Raw genomic sequence first — 21,317 nt, 5'->3', positions numbered from 1 at the left:
TAATTCCGTATCCAGAATCAAGAGGATCCTCACTTATCTTTTGGGGAATTAGGTTAAGCAACCGAGCTGATAAATAGACGGAAAAATTCCGCTAAATTAGTAATTTATATTAAAAAAGGCTGAAATAGACGGAGAGGTTCCGCCTATTGACTCGAAAAATTCAAAAATGGGGGATTTTGCTGCGCATAAACGGAAAAACTTCCCTTATTTCCCTCGAAACAAGCTTCATTCTGCATTTAACCGGAAATTCTCCGCTTAAGGTTGCTCACTCAACATTTTTTAGGCTATCGACTATTTTTACCGCGTCCTTAATGGGACCTTTATAAAAAAATTTATAAACAAATCCATCACCCCCAGGATATGTTAGTATATGCATGATAAGTGATTGATCGCCTATTTCTTTGAGGAAAGGGGCATTCCCCATTTTTATTTTTCCTTAAAGAATGTTTTCCGCTCATTGGTAATCCAATTGTCCAGATCGTCTTGGCTGCGTCGGACAAGTCGGTTTACTAGCACATCGTGCCACACATAATCCTCTAATAAATAAATATGGACAGGGTCATCTGTATAAAAAGCAACACTACGCTCCTCAATAGATGGTCCGTAAATCATCTCTTTAGAATCTATGGATAAAATAAACCAACGCTCTGTAGAAGGAGTTTCAGTAAAAGTTGTGATGCGATGTACTTCTAGATTTTTAATAGGATTTTCAACATGTATGGTAATACCTTGTAGAGTGACGTTATCAGCCGCAGCCTCAGCCAGTTCGTCTTTCAACACCTCATACATATCGTCCCACATCGAAATAACAATACGGCTGTTTGCTTTTTTTATTAATGTCTGACAATAGCTAATGATGGTTTGATAGTCCTTTAAAGTAATCACTCGATTGTCTGTTTTTTCCTCAGAAGCTTCTAAACTTCTTAATGAATCACTTATTTCCGTATAAGTCGATTGCCACTCTGATTGAGCCTTCTGCAAAAAAATTTCAACGGGCAAAGGGGAATACCGAGTGGAGTCATTTATTTCTTCCTTTAAGACAATCCCTTTTTCAACTAGATTACTTAACACGTCATAAATTCGAGCTCTTGGGACGCCAGACTCCTTACTAACTTGGTAGGCAGTGACAGGACCTTGTTTAACAAGCGATAAATAAGATTTAGCTTCGTATTCGTTAAAACCTAATTTTTTGAGCCGTTGCACGATGTCGACCACTTTTTCCGTCCTCCAATTTCTTTCCTATATTTCCAATTTACAATACCTATTTACAATAAGCAATTCATTAGTTACTATTTTAGTAGTGACTACACGAAAGGCTGAATGACATGCATTTTGACTTAGACCCAACGTTATTAATGATTTTGATTCTTTTCGGATTTTTAGCAGCATTTATTGATTCGGTTGTAGGTGGAGGCGGACTAATCGCACTACCCGCATTATTATTTACAGGTTTGAATCCGGCAGGGGCAGTAGCGACCAATAAACTAGCATCGACTATAGGTTCTTTAACGAGTACATTTATGTTTTATCGGTCAGGTAAACTAGATATTAAGTCAGTTTATAAATTATTTCCGCTCACTTTTATTGGTTCGATGCTGGGTGCGTGGACTGTACATTTGATAAACCCTGAAGTACTAAAGCCATTGATGCTGATCATGCTCGCAGCCGTTGCCATTTATACGATTTTTAAGAAAGATTGGGGAAGCGTTTCAACTCCAAAGAAATTGTCCATCCAGCACTTCATTATTTTTACGATTGCTCTTTTTTCGATTGGTTTCTATGATGGATTCCTTGGTCCCGGGACAGGCTCATTTTTAATTTTTTCTTTTTTATTGGTTGGTTTTGATTTTTTAAAAGCTGCGGGGAACGCAAAATTTTTAAACTTTGGCAGTAATATTGCCGCATTGTTGATGTTCATGCTTCTAGGACAAGTAAATTACACGTATGGGTTAATCATGGGAGTGGCACAGCTTGCTGGTGCCATTTGTGGCTCAAAATTTGCGATCAAAAAAGGAAGCGGCTATGTTCGTGCGCTGTTTATTGCCGTTACCTGCTTATTGCTAGCAAAAAATATTTATGATTATCTTCATTAACATCAAAAATACTGTCTTCCTTAAAGGGGACAGTATTTTTGGCTTGGTCGTGAATTTTTTAAAGAAAATTTAATTGGTGAAATCCAATTAGCCATTGCACCGATTATTTTAGAGAAAGGAATCTCTATTATTTCACAACTGGAGTTTAGTGAAAGAAGAATAAAATTTAATCTCGAGAATTTAAAGGAAATTATAGAGTTTTATAGAAAATATTTAGAAAAATCCCTTACTTATTATAATATACGAGGAGTATGAAGATGGAATTACAGACAGAAAGACTAAAAATTGTTCCTTGCACAGATGAATTATTATCTACAATTTCACCAGAAGATTACAAAATAGGCCCTCATATAAAGATGTTTTTGGAGAAACTTAGAGAGGATTCTACTCAATTAGGTTGGGGTGTATGGCTAGTTATCAATAAAGAAAACAATACGATTATTGGTGATATTGGATTTAAAGGTAAACCTAATTCAGAAAATACGGTTGAAGTAGGATATGGAATGATCCCTTCAGCACGAAACAAAGGTTATGCAACTGAAGCCGTAAATGAAATTATTAAATGGGCATTTACGAATGATCATGTAGATAAAGTAGTTGCTGAGTGCCTACATGATAATATTCCATCCATTAGAGTGTTAGAAAAGTTGAAGATGAATAAAATTGGAACTGTGAATGATATGTTAAAATGGGAATTAAAAAAGGTGAGATGCGTTCATTGAATTGCGCTATAATTAAATTTTAAAGGGGGTGCGTACAGATGGAGAATCACGTTAGATTGTCTGGTACTTCTTTCACTCATGCAAAGCCAATTATTAGAAAGGCGATACTTTGCATGGGGCGAAACATTTAATTTTATCGCTGAATAAGCTTTTCTAATCTTTTGGCTTTGCACCTTATTTTATTCAAAATCAAATAAGGGGCGAGCAAAATTGAAGTATATGAATGCAAGCAAAGTTTTACCAGAAAAGCTAATTGTGGAAATCCAAAAGTATATTCAGGGGGAAACCCTTTATATTCCTAAACAGGAAACGGAATATCGGAAATGGGGAACTTCAAGTGGAGGAAGACGGCTGCTTGACCTCCGAAATACCGATATTAGAAATTCTTTTATTAGTGGTAACAGCATCCAGCAACTGGCTGAGGAGTATTATCTTTCACCTGAAACGATTAAGAAAATTGTATATTCACATAAAAAGTAGGAGAGCAGCACTGGTGAAAATCCTTCATCAGTGCTGTTTTTATGTAAAAAACGATTCTAAATCATTTTTTCCATTTTTTAAGGTTGATATATTTTTTAAAATAAGTGTAAAGAGACTTCAGCAAAATGAATGGAGATAGAAGAGATGACCGAAAAGTTTATTAAAAATGAACAATTAAATTTTATAAAAAAACAGATTGCTGTCATTAAGGACAGCACCAAAAAGAACGTACCTCAAAACGTTTTGACTGCTGTGATTGACTTAGCCAATGCCAAAATCTCCGATCTATTTCCAAATGTCTCTTCGGAACAACAAGAAATGTTGGATCTTTCGAGACTAAAAACAGATAAAGAGTATGAGCAATATATCCAGCATCTTTCAGACTATTTGCTGCCCTTTCCAAGAATCACCGAACAGCAATTGAAAAAAATGTTTCCGAAACATAAAAAATTAAAAATGCCTGATTTATCAAATATAGACCACAGCCAGCTGACCTATTTAAGCTGGAACGACCTAAGATCAAATAAGAAATTTATAGTATATGAGTTAGAGGGGAAAATGGTCGGCATTGAATGCGAATTTGCACCGACTAGTAAAAAAAATCTTTGTTCCTTCTGTAATTGCTTTGGTGAGGTTGCCTATTTTTCCACCGTAACAAAAGCGAAAAAATCAAAGAACCCAGATTATTACAAATCTATCGGAAATCTCATTTGTGCCGATAGCTTAGAATGCAATAAAAAAATAACCAATGTTGAATATTTAACAGCTTTTCTAAAAGACTCACAAGGGATGTGAAACTTATTGAGAAAAGGCGCTCTCTATACACAAGAAAAGCGCCCTCTATTTGAATAACCATTTACTTAAAACAGTACCTTATATCACTTGAAGGTAAACAGCTTTGAGCGATTCTGCGAGTTAGAAGACAATTCGGGAATCTCTGCTACGGTAGTCCTTGTTTTTTCTTCACAGTTGTGCCCAGTATGATCAAGGCAACATAGATTACGATGGCAATCGAATCTATAAGCGTATCCGTAAGAGCCGTAACGTCAAGTAATGCCGTTACGCCAAGGATGACCATCAGCCGGACAATCAGGATTGCCGCTATCATCCATGCGGCAAAACGGACCTTCGACCGCTCACTTTGGAAAGACATGAGAATGAACGCGATGCCGAAGATCAGGTTTTCCGCGGTTATAATGTGCCAAACATACGTGAATACCGTTCGGGTATCCATGGATATCGTCCTAATGTCGAGGGTCTGCAGCACAGCGGCTTGCCCGTTCCATGCATGCGTGACAGCAAACAGCATCGCAAGAACACCTGCAATCAGATAATAAAAATTCCTAACCTTGATGATGATCACAACCCTCCTTAGAAATTACCGGTTTATTTCCTCGGATATCCTTGTAAAGCTCGCGGACGAATTCTGCCAACCGTTGGTCGCTTTCGTTACTAAAATCTCTTAACGTTTCGGCTGCCATACTGAGCAGCAGACTGACCTTTTCCAGATGGTGAATCTTCATGCGCGTTTCTGCGTTCTTTGCATCGATGAAAGCAGCAGCCTCTTCACAGTAAGCGGAGTTGAGATTTTCCATCTTTCGTAAACCAAGTTTCTCCTTGATTTCATCAAGAGAGAAGTCCGCAAACTGCATGATCTGAATATTCATCAAGTCTATGAGGTCATCCCCCGAATACCTGCGGTACCGATTGTCATCCCGAGACGGCGAGACAATCCCGATCCGGTCATAATACCGAAGTGTATCCTTGGGAATCCCAAGTATCTGCGAAACCTCTTGAATAGAATAAAGTTTTTCCATGTATTCAGAATAACATTTGAGTTGACTCCAATGTCAAGAGGTTTTTTGAATTTTCTATCAATATATGCAGGCCGACGTGCAGAGGATGTGAACAGCTGGTCAGTTGGTTAGTTAAAGAATGAATGATACTTGTACTTTCTCTTCTAATCATTCCAAAAGAAAATAATTTAGTTTATAATACGGCTATCATATTTTTTAGGGGTTATTTATGGGACTAATTTCAGGCAAAGTTATTATTATCGCTCTGTTTTTATTGATCATTACCATGATTGAAACATTAGCTTATTCAACAAGAATTTCAGGAGCCAGAGTAAGATTAATCGCCACTGCTTTATCTTTGTTTAGTACATTGGTGATTGTTTCAAGGTTTTCCACAATGATTCAACAGCCTCTTACAGCAAAACTTATTGCAGAGGCACCTGATGTAAACAAATTGCACTTTATAGAGGAACAATATAGGATCTTAATAGCTGTGACCTCCATAGGGGTTTTGTTGGGGATACTTTTATTTCCAACGTTTATCAATATCTTTTCAAGAGCCATTGTTCAACTTTCAAATCAACGTGGTTCAATCATTGCGCTGTTTGTTCATCAATTCAATCGAAATGGCTTAAGAAAAGTTTTTATGTGTTTAAGGATGCCGAGATTTGCATATCTGAAGGGAATTACCTTAAAAACCATTCCAAAACGGCTCTTTGTGATTAATGTCATCATTTCAGCTGTTTTTACGATTGGCGTTCTATCTTCAATTTATGCTTCAATGTTAGTTCCTAAAGATTATGCTCAGGCAGCATTAATGTCATCTGGAATTATTAATGGTATAGCAACGATTCTTTTGACATTGTTTATTGATCCGAAAGCGTCGGTGTTAGCTGATCGAGTAATGAAAAAACAAACCGATTACATTTACTTAAAAAGCTATTCTTTGACTATGATTGGTTCAAAATTCTTGGGGACAATTGTGGCTCAACTTCTGTTTATTCCTGCGGCTTATTATGTAGCTTGGTTTGCTAAGTGGATTTAATAGATCGATTATATTCATTAAATTCAAAAATACTGTCTTCCATATTGGGATACAGTATTTTTATTTTGCCTTCTATATATTGGAATAGGTATTATTTTAATATGATAGTTTAGTGGAAGAATTTGAAACAGGATGCAATTTGACTCAAAGGGGTTATATGAATGGTAGTTGAAAATAAATTAACAAAAAAATTATATCGACGACTGATGTTGCGAGATTTATTTTTGGGAAGTAAGAGCAGTTTGTTTATCCTTCTACTATATATCATGTGGTGGAGAATTCTTTACACCATTACAAAAATAGGACAATTGAAAACGAATATTCCGATTTTTATAGGAATCAGCTTTCTGCTATTATTAATGGTTATCCATATTTTTGTTACCTATTGTAAGCTAGTGAAAAGAGAGATAAACGCTAAGCCTGTTCATCCAAACTTTTGGAAATGGACGGTTATTCTCTTTTCATTGGTTACGATGGTTGGAGGATACTATGTTGGTTCAAATGCTGTCAATTTTAACGGAGCATTAGCCTGGAAAATCCAGGAGTTAAAAACAGAGACACTGGTCAAGCTTGAGAATGATAATTTTTACACAACAAAGCTAGATGGGATAATCGATTCTGTCAATGAGAAGATGAAGCTGGAACCGTATCTAATGACCAATGATTTAAGGATAGACTTTGAAAAGGATGGGACAATCGCAGAAATTTATATATATATTTACGGCTTTGACCAAGACAAGAAATTGCAATCAGGATATTTAATCTATTTTGATAAAACAAAGGACAATAAGGTTAAGATCCATAAACAAGATTGGAATGGGGAAGGAACAACAGTTTATGATCCGAATAACGATTTATCGATCGTCATCAATATGCTGAAATGGATACCCGTTAAAGAGGAAGTAAAACGGTGGAATGAAGGACGTTATGCTGTACTGTATAAAGGAATAAGAAACTGGGGGATTACTAGGGATGGGATTCACTATATAGATGAAAAAGGCAAGGCTATTCCTTCCATAGCTGACCCAGGAAACTCAGGACCAACCATCTCCTTATACATTCCAGGCAAGGAGGATATGATTCCTCCACAGCGGTATATATATAAACCATTTTTTCGTGAAGAATAAGTTTATATTTTGAATGAAGGATGAATTCCATTGAAAAAAACGAAAAGTAGATTAATCCTTTTTAGTTCCATATTAATTGTTATCTTCATTATCTTCCAAATGTTTAATGGGGTTCATGAAAATCCCAATACGAAACCAGTTGAAGTAAAAAAGGTAGATATAAACAGTAAACTCCCTTACACAGTTCAGGTAGAAGAAAGTGATCAAAAACCAGAAACGATTGCTTACCGAATCTGGTTTGATTTCATGAATCAGTTAGTGAGTGAAGGAGCGATTACCAATAAGAGCTTTACCAGATTTACCAAGTTATCGGGGGATGAGAACTATTTTATTGCGGCGGTCGTGTTTCAAGTTCAGTTACCTGAAGGAACACAAAAAATTGATTACGGTTGGGGAAAGGTGCAGGAGACCCGAGTCGTTCCTAATATCGTTTGGAAACTAAGCATCAAAAAGGAAGAAAATTTAACGTATACATTAACCAATATTGAAAGGACAACCGATACGCAAATCGGGCTGCCGCCTGTTGAAACGTTGGAAGAATATCGAAAGAATGTCGGAATTGAAGAGCCATCTAAAAAAATAGATTATGAGATTAAGGATGATAAGCTTAGGGTTACTTATAATAGGGGTAAAAGTTGGAAAGTAGTTCCTGTTGCGGTTGAAGATTTATTAGGCAGTACGGATCAAAAATTGCTGGATGGCAGCTATCTGATTACATCGGAGATAACAGCGTTTGTACTTAACAAAGGCTTGACGGTTCTGATTAGTAGGGATAAAGGGAAATCCTGGAATGAAGTGTTGGTTTCGGACCAGCTGCCATCTTTGCGTATGCGAAAACTAGGGTTCACATCGGACAAGGATGGTTATCTCATCGTGACAGGTGAAAAAACGATGAGTTGGGAGGCACACTTTGTATTTAAAACAAACGATGGCGGAGTGTCCTGGTACAACGCCGGATCGGTTAAGGACGTCTATTCCTTAGTGACAGACGGAGGGTTTATTGACGATCAATTAGGGTTTATCTCCTTTGGTGAATTACGATATGAAGCACAACCGCCAATTCCAAATTTATATAGGACGATCGATGGTGGGGCAAACTGGGAACGCGTCGAGGTCCCGATACCGGAAGAATATCAGGGTTATTTCACAATAGCAGAGATTCCTGCCTTTAACGGAAATGAAGGAATTTTATTGGTGAATCAAGGTCCACAAGGTGATTATTTGGGCGGAAAGGTATTGGCAAAGTTTACCTCACAGGATACGGGCAAAACATGGTCCTTTGCCGGTTTAGTCGATCCAGATGGGGTGCTTGGTGCAATGAAAAATTGAATAGGCTAGGTTTTATGGAGCATTTCTTTGTCATGAGGAATGCTCTTTTTTGGAATTATCATTAAAACGCAATAAAAACATCATAAAATAGGATAAATATTTATTGAAAATCTACAGAAATGTGCCATTAGAATCAGGGCTTTGTACCATTTCGGATTTATTAGTTTGTTCAGACAGTAACAACGGCTTATACGACAGAAACAGGGGCTTATACGACAGTAACAGCAGCATATGCGACAGTAACAACCCGTTATGCGACAGTAAGAGCAGATTATGCGACAGTAAACCTTTCTAAATAAAATTGTCGATTGCAAAGTTTGGTATCTTTGTCCAATAAATACAAAATATTCGGAATTTTATCAACAAGTTTAGCGTTTGAGACCAATTGTTGTAGAAATATTACTATGGTATTCTACTTGTAAGCGCTTTCGATATAGGTAAAACAAAACGTCGTTTTGTTATTTGTTTTCCTTTGGAATTTAATTTCCAAAGGGGTCTTTAAATCTAAAATTATCTGAATTATAGGAATAGTTTGTCTGGTAGTGGGTTTGTAAAACAAGGGGGTAATACTAGGTGGAAGTCCAACAAATAGCCGAAAATACGATAGAAACGAAGAAAGTCAGTTACTCAGACGTAAAGAAAGTTGTTTTTGGAGCAGGTATGGGGAATTTAATTGAATGGTTTGATTACGCTTCATACGGATATCTAGCTACGGTCATCGCTGCAGTCTTCTTTGCCCCCGGGAACGAACGAGCCGCATTGTTAGGTACATTCGGGGTGTTTGCCATCTCTTTCATAGCAAGGCCAATAGGTGGAATCGTTTGGGGACATTTTGGTGACAAGCTTGGGAGAAAGCGGATCTTGACTCTTACGATCATCATGATGTCACTTGGGACATTTCTAATTGGGCTAATTCCCAGCTATGCTACGATAGGAATGGCCGCACCCGCGTTACTGCTTCTCTGCCGTCTTGTTCAAGGTTTTTCAGCATCGGGTGAATATGCTGGAGCTTCCTTGTTTATTGCCGAATATGCCCCGAGTTCACGCCGGGGACTTCTTGTCAGTGTTGTGCCGGCGAGTACCGCGGCAGGACTGTTACTAGGGGCTTTGACCGCGGCAGGTCTTGAATTCTCTCTAAATCAGGATGCATTGCACAGCTGGGGATGGCGTATTCCCTTTCTTGTATCAGGTCCTCTAGGTTTAATCGCCTTGTATTTGCGGACGAGAGTTGAAGAAACGCCTGCTTTTAAAGAGATGGACCATGAAAAGCCGCAGGACCCAGTTTTCGAGAGCATTCGTCAGAACTGGAGAAAGATCATCGTTGCTTTCGGAGTAATCTGCCTCAATGCCGTTGGTTTTTATACTATTCTTAGCTACATGCCGACCTACCTTACTAATGAGTTGGGCTTTGACAGTGTTAAATCAATACTGTCGACCATCGCTTCACTTGGAACTTATGTAATTTTTCTACCTATTGTTGGTACACTTGCAGATCGCATAGGCAGGAAGCCAGTGCTGATTGGAGCCAGTTTATTGTTTATTTTGTTTTCCTATCCTGCCTTCATGCTTCTACCCTTGGGAGGAGTATACGCCGTGTTAGCACAGATCTTCCTTGGGGCCATATTGGCCGGAAATGATGGCGTGCTCGCCACGTTCTTATCAGAGATGTTCCCAACCTCTGTACGCTTTACGTGCTTTGGATTGTCTTTCAACTTGGGTAACGCCATTTTTGGTGGAACTGCACCATTCATTGCTACATTTCTCATTCTTCAAACAAACAACAAATTTGCACCGGCCTTCTACTTAATAGCCGCTTCCTTAATAGCATTTATTGCTTTGTTAAAAACCAAGGAAACGGCGAACAAGTCTCTATAATGATGAGGGAAAGGAGGGCATCCATTTTCGTGGCTGCCCCCCCAACCACCATACTAATTCTTCTGGTGTTTCGGTTGATACGACGGCTTATACCGTCGTATTTTTTTGTTTGAGCAAAATATGTTTCAATGATTATTACGCTAGCAGATAGTCTATATAAGATGGAAGGTCTAGGTACTTGTTCTCATTAAGAAAAAATTGGAAAATATTATAATAAATTAAAAGTTAAAAATTCAATATTTTCCTTTGTAAAAATTGTTAACGCCTTGTTTTGTGAGGGTTAAAATTCAGTTAAACGAAAGGAAAAAACTAGAAGAAATGGTAAATTGGTAGTATACCTCTAGTGCTTCCTACAAGAGAAAGGAGGATATTATTGATAGATTTAGAAGATTATTTGGAAGTACTATTCTATAGAGGGTAATAATTAAACAAATTTAAAGGAGGAATACACGTGGAGAGGCTTAGAAAACAGCTATTTGCGATAACGACAATGTTTGTCATGTTGATTAGCATGGTTCTCCCATTTCGAGCACAAGCGGCTGAACCTATAACGGTTGCTCAGGCAATTGCGAATAATATGGGGACAGCCACTGTGACAGGGTATATTGTAGGTTATACCACAAGTGGTGGTGGTGGAAAAGCTACATATGATTTTGAGGCACCATTTGCAGGAAATACAAACTTCGCCATCGCAGATAGCCCTACTGAAAGAGATGCCACGAAAATATTACCCGTTCAGATCACAACTAGTTTCCAATCAACCTATGGTTTATTATCGAATCCCTCGAATGTAGGTAAAAAGGTTTTTGTTACAGGTTCACTTGAAGCTTATTTTTCAGTACCTGGCCTAAAATCTCCAACGGCCATTTCCTTTGATGGCACAACTCCACCTCCAGATGAACCCGGAGATGGCGAAACAGGTTTAAAAATTCGCGACATTCAAGGTCAATCTCATATTTCACCATATAAAGATAAAAATGTAGCAGATGTACCTGGAGTAGTAACCTACGTAGTAGACGGCAGCAATTTTTACATGCAGGATCCAAACCCAGATAACAACTCTAATACATCAGAAGGTGTTCTTGTCTACAAGCCATCCCATGGTGTGGCAGTGGGGGATAGCGTAACCATTTCAGGACTTGTCAAAGAGTGGGTATTAGATGGATATGCGGAGAAGTTGCAAACCGATTTAGCGATGACCGAAATCAATGCCCAATCAGGCAAGGTTACTAAGGTTTCTAGTGGTAATCAGCTTCCGGCTCCAATTGTCATCGGTAAGGACGCGATACCGCCAACTTCTGTCATCGACAACGATCGATTTGGCACATTTGACCCAGCAGAAGATGGTATCGATTTTTATGAAAGCCTTGAAGGAATGCTTGTTTCCATTGAAAATCCGATTGTTACAGGGCCACAAAAATATGGAGAAGTACCTGTCATTACAGGTCAAGTGGACGGAAAAGCATATACAAAAGAAGGAACTCCTCTTTTAACAAAAGAAAATCAAAATCCAGAGAAAATGCTTCTTCAACTTGATGATCGCAGCTATGTATCGAAAGCAGGGGACTCCTTTGATGGAACCGTAACAGGAGTGGTCAGCTATACGTTTAGTAACTTTAAGATTCTTACAAAAGCAGCTAATCTACCTAACTTAGTAGAACGTCCAAGAACGAATGAAGTAACGACTATTCAAAAAGAAGAAGATAAACTAACCATCGCCGGTTACAATATCGAAAACTTTGTAGCAACAGACACGGCTAAACGCGATAAGCTGGCAAAATCAATGGTCGAGAACTTAGGATCTCCCGATATCATTGGTCTTGTTGAGGTACTTGACGAAAGTGGGGAAACGAATAACGGTGTTGTCAAAGCGGATGCAAACTATAAGGCATTAAGTGATGCAATCAAAGGCTTTGGCGGACCAGCCTATGCTTGGACAGACATCGCACCAGTTGACGGGAAAGACGGTGGAGTACCGGGAGGAAATATACGCGTCGGATATTTATACAATCCTGAACGTGTGACGTTGAATAATGCACCAAAGGGAGATGCCACAACGGCTGTCGCTTACGAAAATGGTTCACTTTCATTAAATCCTGGCCGCATTGACCCTACAAATGCTGCATTTAACAGCAGCCGAAAGCCGCTTGCAGCGGAGTTCACATTCCAAGGCGAAGAAGTTATTGTCATTAACAATCACTTTAACTCAAAAGGTGGAGATCAGCCGTTATTTGGAAAAAATCAGCCGCCGTTCCTTGAAAGTGAAGCACAACGTGTGCAAATTGCCACGATCGTAAATAACTTTGTCTCTGATATAAAGACTAAGAACGAGGACGCAAATGTAGTGGTTTTAGGTGACTTGAACGATTTTGAGTTTTCAGCACCACTAGCAGCATTAAAAGGTGATGATTTAACGAACTTAGTTGAAACACTGCCTGCTTCTGAAAGGTACACATACAACTATCAAGGAAATGCACAGGTATTGGATCATATTTTGGTATCTAATAACTTAGCTCAGTCAGCAAAGCTTGATATCGTGAACTTTAACTCTCCGTATATGGAAGAGCATGGACGTGCTAGTGATCATGATGCGCTGGTTGCTCAGTTAGATTTAGATGTAGAAAAAGGACCATTTTCGTTGTCACTTCTTCATACAAACGATACACATGCTTATGTAGAGCAGTTCCCACGACTGATTACGGCTGTGAACGAAGTGCGGTCCCAGAAGGAAAATTCACTGTTGCTACATGCAGGGGATGTGTTCTCAGGAACATTATATTTTAGACAATATCTAGGTCTAGCAGACTTGTATTTTATGAATCAACTAGGCTTTGATGGTATGACTCTCGGAAATCACGAGTTTGATAAGGATTCGGCTACTCTTGCGAACTTTATCAAGCAAGCGGAGTTCCCAATTGTGTCTTCCAACGTAAACATGACAAACGATCCTGAACTAGGTCCACTATTCAATAACGCAATCGGTGGAACGAATGAACAAGGTGAAATCTTCCCAGCCATTATTAAAAAAGTGGATGGAGAAGAGGTAGGGATTATTGGTTTAACAACAGAAGATACAACATTCCTAGCGAATCCTGGCGAAGATATTGTATTTGAAAATGCAGTCGAAAAAGCCAATGAGACAGTTGAAATGCTTGAAGCACAAGGTGTAAACAAAATTATTGCTTTATCCCACTTAGGCTATCAACAAGATTTGGATTTAGCGAAAAAGGTAGACGGTATTGACGTTATTGTTGGCGGACATTCCCATACAAAACTAGATGCTCCAGTGGTTGTAGATAAAGTGGAGCCGACACTAATTGTCCAAGCCAATGAGTATCTAAAATACCTTGGTGTTGTTGATGTAACATTCGACGAAAATGGCGTGATTACTGATTACGCCGGTGAACTGAAGGATTTAAGTAAGTATGCAGAGGATGCAGCTGCAAAAGCGAAGGTGGAGGAGTATAAAGCTCCATTAACAGAATTACAAAAACAGGTGGTAGGAAGTACATCTGTTGCGTTAAATGGTGAACGTGCTGATGTTCGCAGTAAGGAAACTAACCTAGGAAACTTAATTGCAGACGGAATGGCAGCTAAAGCCAATGAGTTCATCCCAACGTATATCGCCATGCAAAATGGCGGCGGAATCCGCGCCTCCATTGATCAAGGTGATATCACATTAGGAGAAGTGTTAACGGTATTGCCATTCGGCAACAGCCTAGTCACTCTTGATCTATCTGGAAAAGAAATTCTTGCTGCCTTAGAGCACAGTGTGAGCGCCCCTGGTGCAGGCGGATTCATGCAGGTATCAGGGTTAAAGTTCAAGTACGATCCAGCGAAACCAGTTGGGGAACGAGTCTGGTATGTGGAAGCTTTAACAGCTGATGGCTATGAAGAACTCCAACTGGATAAAACGTATCGAATAGCGACGAATGCCTTCACTGCGGACGGTGGCGATGGATACGGCATGTTTAAAACAGCGAAGGACGAAGGACGGATCACAGAGTTGTACATTGTAGACTTTGAAGTGTTTACTTCCTATTTAGAAAAATTCAATCCTGTTTCACCATCGGTGGAAGGTAGAATTGTCCAAGAGGTTGCGGATACTGTAGCTCCAGAGGCTCCTTCTGTAAATGAAGTGACAGACCAATCGACTAAAGTAACAGGCAAAGCAGAAGCAGGTGCAACGGTAGAAGTGTCTGTTGATGGAACCATTCTTGGTTCAAGTACGGCTTTAGAGGACGGCAGCTTTGTCATTGAAATTGCGAAACAAGCTGCTGGAACTGAATTAGCTGTTACGGCCACAGATGCGGCTGGCAATGTAAGTAAAGCGACAGTTGTGATAGTTAGGGATGTAACCGCACCAGATGCCCCACAGGTCGACCCAGTCATTCATAATGATACGACTGTCACAGGGACAACAGAAGCCGGTGCAATTGTTAAGATCATAATGGGCAATGTGGAGCTAGGCACAGCTGTAGCAGATGCAAACGGTAAGTTTATGGTATCTATACCAAAGCAAAAACACAAGAATTTCTTAACGGTAACGGCTACAGATGCTGCTGGCAATGTTAGTAAGGAAACTGTTGTTGACGTATTAAAGAAAAACGAATAGTAAGCGTGAAGGCAGGTTCCTGTTTGGGCAACCTGCCTTTTTGTATTTAAACACAATATTACAGAAACCGTATATTCAAGGAACGAGAAGGTTAGCTAAAATAAATACTCATCCGCATATGTCATAGATAATTTGAAGATTCAGGACGAATACCCAGGAATTTATCCCAAATAAGCATATGCTCTAATGGAAAAGGAAATGAGGAGGATGAAAGTGAGTCCGCATAATCATATAAATTATATTGTCCATATTCCAATTGATGAAAGAATAGGTTTGGGTGGACCAGGCTCGGGGGTAGGCTTTTCACCAGGACTTGGTTTAGGTGGACCAGGCTCAGGGTTAGGTTTTGGACCAGGACTTGGTTTTGGGGGACCAGGATTTGGACCTGGTTTTTATCCAGGTATGGGCTTAGGTGGTCCGGGTTCGGGCGTTGGTTTCGCAACAGGACTTGGTTTAGGCGGACCAGGCTCAGGGTTAGGTTATTATCCTGGACTTGGGTTTGGCGGACCAGGCATGGGATATGGCCATCCGTACCCATATCCATATCACCACCATTATTACCCCCATTATTAAAAATTGCTGATATAAAAAAATTAAACCCAGTATGATGTCTCTAAAAACCGGGCGTTTCTACAATAAGTGGAGACGCTTGGTTTTTATTAATTTAATTTGAAATGGTTAGGACTGTTAAATAAGATAAGAAGTATTCATTATATAAGCAAATTTTATAAACAGCAGGTCATACAAAAATTAAAAAGGAATCGAGTTATGACCAGAGCAGATATATCCATAAGCCTACATAGCAATCTAAAAGCTCTTTCAGAACGATTTAATGGTTTATCCAATTTGAAAATAAGAAAACTATACGTCGGATGCATGGGGACGGTTCTCATGCATCACTTTTTAGGCTAAAGTGAGGCAGAAGAACTGTCCCCATGCCTCAATTTAGATTAAGTTATCCCGAATATGATTTGAATGGAGGAGAATACTAACTCAAAACTCGAAAAGGGAGATTTTTCTTAATGGAACCGCTAACGCCAATTAATATAAGTTCAGAAAAAACGGACCTAACTGAAAATCTTACTTCAGCAGAAATGGGAAAACTTTGGGCGACCTATATGGGTAACAGTATGTCAGGATGCATTTTACGCTATTTCCTTCAACATGTTGAGGATCAAGATATTAAGACATTATTAGAGAACGCATTAAAATTAAGCACGGAATTCATGAAAACGACAGAAGCGATATTCAAGAAGGAAAATTTCCCGATTCCGAAAGGTTTTTCAGTAGAGGAAGATCTCAACGTTGGTGCTCCTCGTTTATTTGAAGATGAATACTATGTTCATTATCTTAAATATGCTGCCAAAGCGGGGTTAAGCATATATCACATTGCCATACCGCTTGTTTATAGAAAGGATGTAGAAGAGTTTTTTATTTATTGTTTGGATTCCAGCATTGCTTTGGTAAAACAAATCAAAGAGATATTAATGGGTAAAGGTCTTATTATCAAACCACCTATTATTCCAGTACCCGATAAAGTGGAATTTGTTCAAAAAGAATTCTTAAATGGGTTTTTGGGAGATGTACGGCCATTACACGCATTAGAAGTTACTCATCTTTACGACAATATTGAAAATAATGTAACAAGTAAAGCGCTAATTATGGCTTTTAGCCAAGTGGTAAAATCGGAAAGGATTCGAGAGCTGTTTATTCGCGGGAAGAAAATGACTCATAAACATATTGAAACCTACATGGAAAAACTCCATAAAGAAGATTTGCCTACGCCTTCTTTTCTTGACCATTTGGTTACAAAATCAACTTTTGCTCCATTTTCAGATAAATTAATGCTGTTTCATAAGATGGATATGTTCTCCATGAAAATTAGGGCATTTGGAAATTCTGAGGCGGTAAATGGTAGACATGATATAGGGCTTATGTACACAAAGTCATTATTGCGCCTTGCATCATTTGTTGAGGATGCAGCAGAAATCATGGTGGAGAACGGTTGGATGGAGCAGCCTCCCTATGCACTTGAAAGAAATAAGTTAGCAAAAAAAGAGTAACCATCCATATTGCCGAAGTCTAACGATGTGTTCTATAAAATCTAAAAGAAAAAGGTTAGAATGATTTGAATCCAAAAGAAAAATTGTTATGGAGTATCGCACTCCCTGGATTTGGTCAATTACTGAATGGAAAATACCTTAAAGGAATCATATTTATATCATTAGAATTTCTTATTAATGGTCAATCTCATTTTAATGAATTAATCTTGCTTAGTTTTAACGGTGAAATTGAAAGAGCCATTGACAAGACAGAATACCAATGGCTAATGTTTTATCCGTGTGTCTATTTTTTTGCCATGTGGGATGCATTTAAAGATGCAGGTGGCGGTAAAGAACCTTATTCGTTCTTACCCTTTGTTCTATGTGCTTTTTTCGTGACTGTGGGCCTTATATATTCAGCAAAAGTAAGGTTATTTGGGGTTTCCTTGGGAACAGTTTGGTTTCCAATGGTATGCGTGATTCCAGGTGTTGTCATAGGTATAGTATTAAAAGCATTATTGAAAAAGGCAAAATTTTTTAGTAAAAGTGTACCGGATTAAGGTACACTTTTTTGCATCGTTTTTTTACCCGACCCGACCCTGTCCTTTTTCGATTCATTTGACTAAATAAAGGGTGAAAAAACAAGGAGACGATGATTGTTTAGAATTTGCCGGAGCAGGCAGGGAGGGGAAGCTTAATAAAAAAGCAAATTGCCGGCATGACCCTTATCGCAGGAGCAACTTTTCTGGCATTGCAGCCGGGATCCCTGCAAAACAAATGGAGCAGTGTTCAACAGAATAAGGAAACGACTCCTGCAATAGTCTCTACGTTTTATACACAGAAGCGGGTACCGGCGGTTCTAGTAGAAACCATCGATGGAGATACAATCCGTGCAAGAGTGAACGGAAAAGTTGAAGCGGTCCGCTATTTATTGATTGATACCCCGGAATCGAAAAAGCCGGGAATGTGCACCCAGCCCTATGCGAAAGAAGCTTTTTCTAGGAATGACGAGCTGGTGAAGTCAGGAGTCTTGACTTTGGAATGGGAAGAGGGGAACACAAGGGATTCCTACGGTCGGTTGCTAGCCTATGTGTATGTCGATGGAAAGTCGGTTCAAGAAAGCCTGCTGAAGGATGGATTCGCGCGGGTGGCTTACGTAATGAAACCTCCCTATAAATATCTAACTTTATTTAAGGACGATGAACGGCTAGCCATACGCAACAAAGCTAACATCTGGAGCCGTCCGGGGTTTGTGACGAAATGGGGATTTAATGGGTGTTTAGATGGATAAAATTTGGTTTCCGCTGCATTTTTTTCGAGTACATATCCATTTTTATTTACTTCGTTATATAAAATAAAGGAGCCCAATCCCCAATAATTTGTTTAGCATGAATATTTATGAAAATATTAGATAAAGATTTTTGTACTTAAAGTAAACCATATAAAAAAAGGTCAACCAGAAAAATCTGGCTAACCTTATATTACGAACGGGTGCTTTGCTTCAATATTGGAGCAAGGCACTTTTCTTATTGAAGTAACAGTGCAGAATAGTTGAGGTAGAAAGATGACCATTCATGAAAATGGATACTTTATTTTTTGTGTATTGTTTTATAAAAAAATCTTGAAATAAATGTCATTACTAAATATCGAGAACTGGTAACTAAAAATTGGTTGATATTCATTTTTAAGATATTCATTTTAACCAATGTTAGATCAATAAATATATGGCTTATTGGTAGTAGTATTCTATAAAGCAATCCAGTCTTTGAAGAAGTAATGGTAGCGATAAAGGAGAGTATCAAACTGTATAGAGGTACGATTTTAAAATGTTCAGTCCACGTATGTAAATTTCCTCGCCCAAATCGAATCAAACGTTTTATTGCAGAAATATATATAACAGTAATCCAAACTACTTCAATAGACAAGTAATGAGCAATTACCATTGCCCATCTTTTTTGGGTTGAAAGTGCCTTATAAAACCCATCGCTAATATAAAAATATACATTGATTAAAACTAGAGTGTATATAGGTTTCCACCAATAATCTTTATAAATATTTAATTGTAAAAATAATTTTTCAATACAATAATAAAAAATGCTGAACTTTATTTTCCACTTCCAGTTTTTATTTAGTAGAGTTAGAAAAGTAGCTGTAATTGGTACATAAATTCCTTGAGAAAAGATTGCTCCCAAGACTGAGTCAAAAACACGCTTTTTCATTATTGAAGGTCTATATCTATAACCATTAAATAAGTTGAGGGTCGGATACTCAAATAAATAAGCAAATCCTATATTTGATAATAGTAAAATCCACACATCCTTTTGTTTTTTACGTTTTAACAATATCAATAACATACCTAAGTGAAAAACTGCTAACAACAAAAAAGGAGTTGAGTTTTTATTGAAAAGTTTTATCTTTTTTCTCATTCTTGACACCGTTTTACTTTTTGACATTTAGTTTTATTATTGTTCATTTGAAGGGAATTATTTATTAAACAAACGGATGCTTATGTTCAAAAACGAGTTGGTACGATGAACCCGTTTTCTTATTGAACTAAAGGGCAGGTTACTTGAAGAAAAGCTTTGGATGATTTTTTATAAAAATCCACTAATAAACTAATAGTTTTGTCTAAGCATCAATAGAACTATTTTAATAAAATATATTATTCCCATTAAAAGGAGGTGGATTTTATTGTCAGATAAAACTGTAGATCAGGGGTTACCAAACACGCCAGCCAACGCTTGGCCAGTTTCGGTAACTAATTTTCCTTCAAATCACACACATTTAGGACGAGCGCCGAGTGATTTAGTAACAGTACGAGGTAGACTAGATAACGATTTTATCATTAGAGATTTTATTAGGATATTTCCAGATAGTACTCAAGCACCTTTTGAAATTCCCGAAAATCAGATTTTTATCCTAATGGATATAAATTTTACTTTTTTATCTAGCCCCATAAATCCTACTTCTGGAATACATCCATTTTTATCGATATTAGTCCCCGCCAACTCTCAGGTATATTTCCAAAGTGCTACAGAACCAACAGATATTGAGGGTAACGGAGGAGGGAGTATTAGTCTAACTAGTGGAGTGGCTATTTCAGAACCGTTTGAAGTTGGTTTTAGTAAAACATTTGAAGCAGCAACAGTAACCTTAAATGGCTATTTTATGGATTTCTCTTAGTGAAGTATTACACTTAAAGTAACGGGTGCATTACTGGAACAACGGTAATGCTTTTTTATTGAAGTAACGATGCAGTTTAGTTGAAGAAGAAGTGGTATTATTTAAACTAGGAGAGAATGGGAAGGGCTGACTTTATGAAACGTTACTTCAGGTGGGACGATGATGACTATATTGGAGGCACTATATATATAGAAATTGATGATGGTTATGCAACAAAACAGATTGCAGTAACACCAAACAAGTACATAGCCTCCAACCGTAAAGACGAAGAACATCATTTTTATTTAGCCGAAGGACTAGTGGAAATTGATGAAATTATAGAGTACGGTGGTTCTGAGATAAATGAAGAACAATTTTTTAGTGTATGGTACACATATAGAAATGACCTTATCGATAAATGGAACGAGACAAAAGAAAAATTCCCTATTGGAGTTGAGATTGAGGGCATAATTGAAGTTTTTTATCCTCAAGGGGTAATTATTAATGTTTCACAAGATGTAATTGGTATCGCTGACTACAATAAATGTAGCGACAGTACGCACCCAGAAAACCTTTATCCAGGACACAAAATAATAGGAACAGTAGTTGGATTTGATGAAGAAAATATGTGGTTAGTTATTGATAATCCAAGGGTGTTTTGACCATTGTTCTTATTCAACTAACGGGCAGGTTAATTCAACAAGGAATTTCTTGACAAGAGTAACTTGGGAGGATATAATATCCAGAAAATTCCGCATTAAATAAAGTTGATGATAAGAGTAGTTAATTAGTGGATATTTACAGACAGCTCCTGTTTGCTGAAAAGGAGTAGTATTCGTCTTAATGAATAAAGCCTCGGAACTTCTTACCAATCTAATGAAAAATAGGGATAGTAAGACGGGATCTTAAGATAGAAAGATAGGGTATGAAAGTACTTGAAGAGGTTGATATGGTGACGTTTCAACAAACTGAGGTGGTACCACGAAGTTACAACTCTCGTCCTAAAGATTTATTTCTTGGAGGTGAGAGTT

19 protein-coding genes are annotated in these 21,317 nt (G+C 38.1%); 15 read left to right on the top strand and 4 right to left on the bottom strand.

The features are described 5' to 3' along the window. Positions 1-426: 426 nt before the first annotated feature. Entirely contained in the window at positions 427-1,215 is a 789-nt protein-coding gene (locus ACFPA1_RS09700; protein ID WP_378582382.1) for a TrmB family transcriptional regulator, read from the bottom strand. Between the two features lie 110 nt (positions 1,216-1,325). Between ACFPA1_RS09700 and ACFPA1_RS09695 the strand changes: the two genes are divergently transcribed. The 4 genes from ACFPA1_RS09695 (at position 1,326) to ACFPA1_RS09680 (ending at position 4,090) form a co-directional block, all read left to right on the top strand. Continuing rightward, entirely contained in the window at positions 1,326-2,093 is a 768-nt protein-coding gene (locus ACFPA1_RS09695) for a TSUP family transporter (RefSeq protein WP_378582380.1), read from the top strand. A gap of 257 nt (positions 2,094-2,350) precedes the next feature. Further along, positions 2,351-2,815 carry a GNAT family N-acetyltransferase gene (locus ACFPA1_RS09690; protein WP_378582378.1) on the top strand — a complete coding sequence of 155 codons (465 nt, stop codon included), beginning with the start codon at positions 2,351-2,353 and terminating at the stop codon, positions 2,813-2,815. A gap of 210 nt (positions 2,816-3,025) precedes the next feature. Continuing rightward, positions 3,026-3,295, top strand: a complete 270-nt coding sequence (locus tag ACFPA1_RS09685; RefSeq protein WP_378582376.1) for a CD3324 family protein — start codon at positions 3,026-3,028, stop codon at positions 3,293-3,295. A gap of 129 nt (positions 3,296-3,424) precedes the next feature. After that, entirely contained in the window at positions 3,425-4,090 is a 666-nt protein-coding gene (locus tag ACFPA1_RS09680; RefSeq protein WP_378582375.1) for a FusB/FusC family EF-G-binding protein, read from the top strand. A 145-nt stretch (positions 4,091-4,235) separates the two neighbouring features. Here the strand turns inward: ACFPA1_RS09680 and ACFPA1_RS09675 are convergent, their stop codons facing one another. Together ACFPA1_RS09675 and ACFPA1_RS09670 are read right to left on the bottom strand one after the other, a co-directional pair. Next, the gene (locus tag ACFPA1_RS09675; RefSeq protein ID WP_378582373.1) at positions 4,236-4,658 is read right to left on the bottom strand and encodes a hypothetical protein; all 423 of its coding nucleotides are present in this window, start codon (positions 4,656-4,658) and stop codon (positions 4,236-4,238) included. Beyond that, the gene (locus ACFPA1_RS09670) at positions 4,639-5,112 is read right to left on the bottom strand and encodes a MerR family transcriptional regulator (protein ID WP_213145664.1); all 474 of its coding nucleotides are present in this window, start codon (positions 5,110-5,112) and stop codon (positions 4,639-4,641) included. The genes ACFPA1_RS09675 and ACFPA1_RS09670 overlap by 20 nt, the downstream gene beginning before the upstream one ends. 208 nt (positions 5,113-5,320) lie before the next feature. Between ACFPA1_RS09670 and ACFPA1_RS09665 the strand changes: the two genes are divergently transcribed. The 9 genes from ACFPA1_RS09665 to ACFPA1_RS09625 all read left to right on the top strand — a co-directional run bounded on the left by ACFPA1_RS09665 (position 5,321) and on the right by ACFPA1_RS09625 (position 18,415). Beyond that, positions 5,321-6,136 (top strand): lipid II flippase Amj family protein, encoded by an 816-nt coding sequence (locus ACFPA1_RS09665; protein ID WP_378582371.1) that lies wholly within the window; start codon positions 5,321-5,323, stop codon positions 6,134-6,136. 161 nt (positions 6,137-6,297) lie between these two features. Continuing rightward, on the top strand, positions 6,298-7,263 hold the full coding sequence (locus ACFPA1_RS09660; RefSeq protein WP_378582369.1) for a hypothetical protein: 966 nt from the start codon (positions 6,298-6,300) through the stop codon (positions 7,261-7,263). Between the two features lie 30 nt (positions 7,264-7,293). Further along, positions 7,294-8,592, top strand: coding sequence for a WD40/YVTN/BNR-like repeat-containing protein (locus ACFPA1_RS09655; protein WP_378582367.1), 1,299 nt, complete (start codon positions 7,294-7,296; stop codon positions 8,590-8,592). A gap of 573 nt (positions 8,593-9,165) precedes the next feature. Continuing rightward, positions 9,166-10,467 (top strand): MFS transporter, encoded by a 1,302-nt coding sequence (locus tag ACFPA1_RS09650; RefSeq protein ID WP_378582366.1) that lies wholly within the window; start codon positions 9,166-9,168, stop codon positions 10,465-10,467. A gap of 451 nt (positions 10,468-10,918) precedes the next feature. Then, entirely contained in the window at positions 10,919-15,082 is a 4,164-nt protein-coding gene (locus ACFPA1_RS09645; RefSeq protein ID WP_378582364.1) for a 5'-nucleotidase C-terminal domain-containing protein, read from the top strand. Positions 15,083-15,295: 213 nt separating this feature from the next. Continuing rightward, positions 15,296-15,655 carry a spore coat protein gene (locus ACFPA1_RS09640; protein ID WP_378582362.1) on the top strand — a complete coding sequence of 120 codons (360 nt, stop codon included), beginning with the start codon at positions 15,296-15,298 and terminating at the stop codon, positions 15,653-15,655. 449 nt (positions 15,656-16,104) lie between these two features. Continuing rightward, entirely contained in the window at positions 16,105-17,145 is a 1,041-nt protein-coding gene (locus ACFPA1_RS09635) for a DUF3231 family protein (protein ID WP_378582360.1), read from the top strand. Positions 17,146-17,210: 65 nt separating this feature from the next. Next, positions 17,211-17,684, top strand: a complete 474-nt coding sequence (locus tag ACFPA1_RS09630; RefSeq protein ID WP_378582358.1) for a hypothetical protein — start codon at positions 17,211-17,213, stop codon at positions 17,682-17,684. Positions 17,685-17,791: 107 nt separating this feature from the next. Next, the gene (locus ACFPA1_RS09625; RefSeq protein ID WP_378582357.1) at positions 17,792-18,415 is read left to right on the top strand and encodes a thermonuclease family protein; all 624 of its coding nucleotides are present in this window, start codon (positions 17,792-17,794) and stop codon (positions 18,413-18,415) included. Between the two features lie 298 nt (positions 18,416-18,713). Here ACFPA1_RS09625 and ACFPA1_RS09620 read toward each other — a convergent pair whose 3' ends face one another. Continuing rightward, complete coding sequence (locus ACFPA1_RS09620; RefSeq protein ID WP_378582355.1) at positions 18,714-19,550, bottom strand: hypothetical protein; 837 nt, start codon at positions 19,548-19,550, stop codon at positions 18,714-18,716. Positions 19,551-19,815: 265 nt separating this feature from the next. Between ACFPA1_RS09620 and ACFPA1_RS09615 the strand changes: the two genes are divergently transcribed. Together ACFPA1_RS09615 and ACFPA1_RS09610 are read left to right on the top strand one after the other, a co-directional pair. Beyond that, on the top strand, positions 19,816-20,307 hold the full coding sequence (locus ACFPA1_RS09615) for a hypothetical protein (protein ID WP_378582353.1): 492 nt from the start codon (positions 19,816-19,818) through the stop codon (positions 20,305-20,307). 134 nt (positions 20,308-20,441) lie between these two features. After that, the gene (locus ACFPA1_RS09610; protein WP_378582352.1) at positions 20,442-20,948 is read left to right on the top strand and encodes a hypothetical protein; all 507 of its coding nucleotides are present in this window, start codon (positions 20,442-20,444) and stop codon (positions 20,946-20,948) included. Positions 20,949-21,317 lie beyond the last annotated feature (369 nt).

It is taken from the genome of Neobacillus sp. GCM10023253 (assembly GCF_042653105.1).
In the GTDB taxonomy this organism is placed as follows: domain Bacteria; phylum Bacillota; class Bacilli; order Bacillales; family Cytobacillaceae; genus Neobacillus; species Neobacillus citreus.
The sequence above is the reverse complement of the archived record's forward strand: the minus strand, read 5'-3'. Positions and strand labels throughout refer to the sequence as shown.

What these genes read in the sequence shown, in the direction of transcription:
- ACFPA1_RS09695 (WP_378582380.1), top strand. Translation starts at nt 1,326, where the DNA reads ATGCATTTTGACTTAGACCCAACGTTATTAATGATTTTGATTCTTTTC.
- ACFPA1_RS09690 (WP_378582378.1), top strand. Translation starts at nt 2,351, where the DNA reads ATGGAATTACAGACAGAAAGACTAAAAATTGTTCCTTGCACAGATGAA.
- ACFPA1_RS09680 (WP_378582375.1), top strand. Translation starts at nt 3,425, where the DNA reads ATGGAGATAGAAGAGATGACCGAAAAGTTTATTAAAAATGAACAATTA.
- ACFPA1_RS09670 (WP_213145664.1), bottom strand. Translation starts at nt 5,112, where the DNA reads ATGGAAAAACTTTATTCTATTCAAGAGGTTTCGCAGATACTTGGGATT.
- ACFPA1_RS09665 (WP_378582371.1), top strand. Translation starts at nt 5,321, where the DNA reads ATGGGACTAATTTCAGGCAAAGTTATTATTATCGCTCTGTTTTTATTG.
- ACFPA1_RS09660 (WP_378582369.1), top strand. Translation starts at nt 6,298, where the DNA reads ATGGTAGTTGAAAATAAATTAACAAAAAAATTATATCGACGACTGATG.
- ACFPA1_RS09635 (WP_378582360.1), top strand. Translation starts at nt 16,105, where the DNA reads ATGGAACCGCTAACGCCAATTAATATAAGTTCAGAAAAAACGGACCTA.
- ACFPA1_RS09620 (WP_378582355.1), bottom strand. Translation starts at nt 19,550, where the DNA reads ATGAGAAAAAAGATAAAACTTTTCAATAAAAACTCAACTCCTTTTTTG.
- ACFPA1_RS09610 (WP_378582352.1), top strand. Translation starts at nt 20,442, where the DNA reads ATGAAACGTTACTTCAGGTGGGACGATGATGACTATATTGGAGGCACT.